General features: G+C 34.3%; 2 protein-coding genes, 6 tRNA genes and 1 pseudogene. 8 read left to right on the top strand and 1 reads right to left on the bottom strand.

Annotated elements, in window-relative coordinates; genetic code table 11:
- Nucleotides 1-20 precede the first annotated feature (20 nt).
- From B2694_RS11800 to B2694_RS11770, 7 genes are all read left to right on the top strand, one after another.
- Nucleotides 21-95: transfer RNA gene (locus B2694_RS11800), tRNA-Glu, on the top strand.
- A 3-nt stretch (nt 96-98) separates the two neighbouring features.
- Nucleotides 99-182: transfer RNA gene (locus B2694_RS11795), tRNA-Leu, on the top strand.
- Between the two features lie 3 nt (nt 183-185).
- Nucleotides 186-259, top strand: a tRNA-Gly gene (locus tag B2694_RS11790).
- Nucleotides 260-263: 4 nt separating this feature from the next.
- A tRNA-Arg gene (locus tag B2694_RS11785) sits at nt 264-340 on the top strand.
- A 5-nt stretch (nt 341-345) separates the two neighbouring features.
- A tRNA-Gln gene (locus B2694_RS11780) sits at nt 346-420 on the top strand.
- A 6-nt stretch (nt 421-426) separates the two neighbouring features.
- Nucleotides 427-502: transfer RNA gene (locus B2694_RS11775), tRNA-Lys, on the top strand.
- Between the two features lie 137 nt (nt 503-639).
- Nucleotides 640-1,386 (top strand): peptidylprolyl isomerase, encoded by a 747-nt coding sequence (locus B2694_RS11770; protein ID WP_346885910.1) that lies wholly within the window; start codon nt 640-642, stop codon nt 1,384-1,386.
- Between the two features lie 236 nt (nt 1,387-1,622).
- Here B2694_RS11770 and B2694_RS11765 read toward each other — a convergent pair whose 3' ends face one another.
- Nucleotides 1,623-2,828 (bottom strand): IS110 family transposase, encoded by a 1,206-nt coding sequence (locus B2694_RS11765; RefSeq protein WP_346885909.1) that lies wholly within the window; start codon nt 2,826-2,828, stop codon nt 1,623-1,625.
- A gap of 612 nt (nt 2,829-3,440) precedes the next feature.
- Between B2694_RS11765 and ltrA the strand changes: the two are divergent.
- Nucleotides 3,441-4,864, top strand: a pseudogene (gene ltrA, locus B2694_RS11755) (group II intron reverse transcriptase/maturase).
- Nucleotides 4,865-5,196 lie beyond the last annotated feature (332 nt).

Below are 5,196 nucleotides of genomic sequence, written 5' to 3'. Positions count from 1 at the left end.
AGGTTGTTGCCAGGTCATTTGGCTCCTTGGTCAAGCGGTTAAGACACCACCCTTTCACGGTGGTAACAGGGGTTCGATTCCCCTAGGAGTCACCATATGCAGATGTGGCGGAATTGGCAGACGCACTAGACTTAGGATCTAGCGCCTTAGGCGTGGGGGTTCGACTCCCTTCATCTGCACCACAGGCGGGTGTAACTCAATGGTAGAGTGCTAGCCTTCCAAGCTAGTTACGAGGGTTCGATTCCCTTCACCCGCTCCATTTTGCGTTTTTAGCTCAGCTGGATAGAGCAACGCCCTTCTAAGGCGTGGGCCAGGGGTTCGAATCCCTTAAGACGCACCATATATTGGGATATCGCCAAGCGGTAAGGCACCAGACTTTGACTCTGGCATTCGTAGGTTCAAATCCTGCTATCCCAGCCAGTAAATGGTTCACTAGCTCAGTCGGTAGAGCACATGACTTTTAATCATGGTGTCCGGGGTTCGATCCCCCGGTGAGCCACCAAATCCTATTACTTAATGTAGTAGGATTTATTTTTTTATTTAGAAATTGTACATATGGTGAGATAAATTTTATTTCATTTTAGATATAAAGTATGTTATCATATAGTAAAATACAATAATGCATAAAGGAGTAGAAATATGGAAAATAAAATTTTAGCTTCAGTTAATGGAAAGAATATAACTCAACAAGATGTAGATGTGGCAATGGCTAGATTTCCACAACAAAATCAAGAACATTTTGCAAGTGAAATAGGAAAAGAGCAACTTTTAGAGCAATTAATAAGCTTTGAATTACTTCATAAGTTTGCTATAGATGAACAGTTAGAAGAAACTGAAGAGTTTAAGTCTCAATTAGAATTATTAAAGAAAGATTTATTAATTCAAGCTGCAGTAAAAAAAGTTCTTGATGTTGTTACAATTTCAGATGAAGAAGTAAAGAAATACTTTGAAGATAACAAAGAAATGTTTAAAGGCGAAGCAAGTGTAAGAGCTAAACATATATTAATTGATAATGAGGATAAAGCTAAAGAAATAAAAGAAAAAATTAATAATGGATTAAGTTTTGAAGAAGCAGCAAGAGAATTTTCAAGTTGTCCATCAAATTCGCAAGGTGGAGATTTAGGAACATTTACAAGAGGTAAAATGGTTCCTGAGTTTGAAAATGCAGCTTTTGAATTAGAGGTTGGACAAATTAGTGAGCCAGTAAAAACTCAATTTGGATATCATCTAATAAAAGTAGATGAGAAGTTACCAGAGGTAATGAAATCTTTTGACGAAGTTAAAGATTCATTAAAATTAAACTTATTAGGTCAAAAACAAAACATGGAATATATTAAACTTATAAATGATTTAAAACAAGAACAAAAAGTAGAGATATGTAAGTAATAATACTCTAAATAAAGAATAGCATCATCTTTTGAAATAGATGATGCTATTTTTGTGCGCCCAGCATGGACGTGTACTAATCGGTGAAAGTCCGTAATGGGGGTTGATAGTGCCAACTATATAGCTTAAGACAAGACCTGCTAAGTTTTGTCAAGATAAAACTATTAATAATTAAGAAATATAAAAAATTGCATCACAAAAAGACCACCACTCTGATGCTCAAAAAAATTTAGAATTTATTTTTCAATTGAGTTTAAATACTCCTTGACCCTTGCGTAATAAATTCTGAGGAACTTGTTAGCGCCAGCTATCATATAGACATAATAGTGTTTACCTTCACTACGCTTTTTATCTAAAAATAAATATACTTGCTCATTGCTAGGTTTTTGTCTGATAATACAGTCCATTACTTGAAAAAGTGTTTTTCGAAGTGAAGCGGATCCACGTTTAGAAATACTTCTACCCTTTATATCTATTGTTCCGGATTGATAAGGACAGGAATCTATACCTGCAAATGCAATAAGGGCTTTCCGACTGTAGAAGCGTCGAACATCTCCTATTTCTGCAATAAGTTGGGGGCCTAGGGTTATACCAACACCATACATATTCATAACTATAGGGTATTCAGGAAGTAAAGAAGCTAGGCGATTCATTTCTTTACGTAGCCTTCCAAGAGAGTCAAGGATTGAGTTTAAATCATTAATGCTTTCTTGTATAAGAAATTTGGTTGTATTATTTTTAGGTAATGAACATATAGCTCCATGTGCTGACTTATAAATATTAATAGCCTTATCAGATTGATAATGATAACCTGCTTTGTGGCACCATTTTTCATATTGGTTGATAAACTTACTTTGAGATTGAGAAGTAACACAATCGCAATGCCAAAACTTCAGTGAAAAATCAATCCATTTTTGGTGACCATCTTGGCGAGGGGTATTTCCAAACAAAGTATTTACATTTGGAAATGTTTGATCAATAAGAGTAAGAAGGCTATTACTTAATACAACCTTAAGCTTTGAATATTGAGAATATTGTCTATTATAAATCTTAAGAATTTGACGTATTTCTTCCTCAGGTATGTATTTAATTAAATCAAGCCATCTATCTAAACCATAGTTAGCAATCTTTATCGAATCTTTATTATCAGTTTTTACTTTTCTTATGCTGGATTTGCTATAGTCATGAATCAAGATAGCATTTACTACAGAAACAAAAATACCTTCTTTATATAAATAGTTTGCAATAGGTTGAAAATACTTACCCGTGTATTCCATTATTACCCGTGATTCACCAGGTAACTTTTTGATTTTAATAGCTAATTGCTTTAATTCGTCAGCTGAATGATTTACTTCGAAAGGAGTAGAGACTATTTCACCAAATGGACGCATAATGGCTACAGTACTTTTACCTTTTGAGACATCTATTCCAACAGAATTCATAAAAAATCCTCCTCTATAAATATATTTAATAATTAGTGGCCATTCATAACTCATTACGGATTCAATCTACTGAGTGACACGAGCGCTTAATAGTGGCTCAACCTGCTAAAAACGAACGCTGCAATAAGAGAATGGCTGCCAGTCTTGTTTACGGGCGTTAAAGCCCAAGGGTGTCCTCGACAGACCAATTACTCTCTTATTTTAGCTTAGGAATGAGTATGAATATATAGATAAGAATCATCTAATATATCCATAATTACATTGTAGTAGGGTGTCCATCGTGAGGTGGAATCTGAAGGAAGTCAACGGCAAACCTTTGGTCTGAGGTATACGAATCACATTTGATGCTTGATTCTGTGGGTAAGCTTGCAAAACAAAGTGAAGCCCAATAACTATCCGAAAACAGATAAAGTAAATGTGGCAGATAGATGAAGGAAAAGTACGCGTTCTTACCTGGGGAGGTCTGGTGAATACATCAAATAAAGGATTAAATTCTAGTTTGATAACCTATATAGTGATATATAACTGAATCACCAGAAGTCAGCAGAGGTCATAGTACTCACGCTAAGCGCGATAGCGTGTGGAAGGACTGAACATTAGGAGGTTTACAATTTGAATAAATCAATGAATTTACAAAGAAAGCAGAAAACTGAATACACAGGTCTAACGACGTGTAAGATGGTGGAACCATTGAGCACATCGAAGATGTCGAGTAAAGAATTGATATTATCAAAGAGAGAAAGGGTAAACGATGAATCAAATGATACTAGCAATCTTATGGATAAGGTAGTTTCATATGCAAATATGAAACTACCTATAGATAGAGTGATTAAAAATAAAGGAAGCCATGGTGTAGATGGAATGAAAGTAGATGAACTTCTAGGGCATATCAATAAACACTGGTATTCCTCTATTAAAAATAAATTGCTAGAGGGAAGATATAAACCATCTCCAGTAAGACGGGTAGAAATACCAAAACCGGATGGTGGAATTAGACTACTTGGAATACCAACTGTACTTGACAGGACGATTCAACAAGCAATTGCACAGGTACTTACTCAATATATGAAGGTATATTTTCAGATAGTAGTTACGGATTTAGACCTAATAAAGATGCTAAAAAGGCAATAATTAAGGCAAAGCAGTATATTAACGAAGGAAATAAATACGTAGTTGATATGGATTTAGAAAAATTCTTTGATAAGGTGAATCATGATATTTTAATGAATAAACTTGAACAAAGGATTAAAGACAAAAGACTTCTTAAGTTAATAAGAATGTACCTTAAAAGTGGCATAATGACTAACGGAGTTAGAGTATGTAGTGACGAAGGAACCCCTCAAGGAGGCCCACTAAGTCCACTTTTGGCAAATATAATGCTTGATGAAATGGATAAGGAACTTGAAGCAAGGGGACATAAGTTTTGCAGATATGCAGATGATTGTAACATATATGTAAAATCTGCAAAAGCAGGTGAAAGAGTAATGGAGTCAATGATAAACTTGCTTGAAGATAAGCTTAAGTTGAAAGTTAATAGAAATAAAAGTGCAGTTGATTTTGTATCAAGAAGAAAATTCCTGGGATTTTCATTCTACTTTGCAAAAGGCGTAGCCGAAATTAAGATACATGAAAAATCTTATAAGAGGTTTAAAGCTAAAATAAGAGAAATAACCAATAGGAATAAGGGTATAAGTATGGAATCAAGATTGATTAAACTTAATCAGATTACTATCGGATGGCTTAATTATTATAGTATAGCTAAAGCAAAATCAAGGATAAGAGAACTTGAAGGATGGATTAGGCGAAGGCTACGAGCCTGTATATGGAAGACTTGGAAGCGGATTAGAACCAGATATAAAAATCTGGTTAAAGCTGGTATACCAAAATTTAAGGCCTGGGAATTCGCAAATACAAGGAAAGGCTATTGGAGAATATCCAACAGCCCAATATTATCAAAAAGTCTAACTAATACGTACCTAGCAGAGCTAGGTCTTATTAGTATATCTAAAAGATATCAAATGATACATTCATTCTAGTGAACCGCCGTGTACTGAACAGTACGCACGGTGGTGTGAGAGGACGGAAAATAAAATAATTATTTTCCTCCTACTCGATTATGTCTACAATATAAACAATGCCATGTGTATCAATATAAGTATATAGAAGAAAATAAGAGTATTTAAAAGCAATTTAGGAATATTCATAGATTAATACTATAAAATTTAACTTATATATCAATAAATCATGGTAAGATAAGTTTTGTCGCTGAGAGATGCGGCAGTAAACAATAAGAAGTTGAGAAAAAAACTTCTAAAAAATATTGACAGATAAAAAATTATCTAGTATAATAGTAAGAGTCGTCGGAAGT

Source organism: Clostridium sp. UBA4395 (genome assembly GCF_002390995.1).
GTDB classification, from domain to species: Bacteria; Bacillota; Clostridia; order Clostridiales; family Clostridiaceae; genus Clostridium_J; species Clostridium_J sulfidigenes.
Note: the sequence above shows the minus strand (reverse complement) of the source record. Positions and strands in the feature narration are given on the sequence as shown.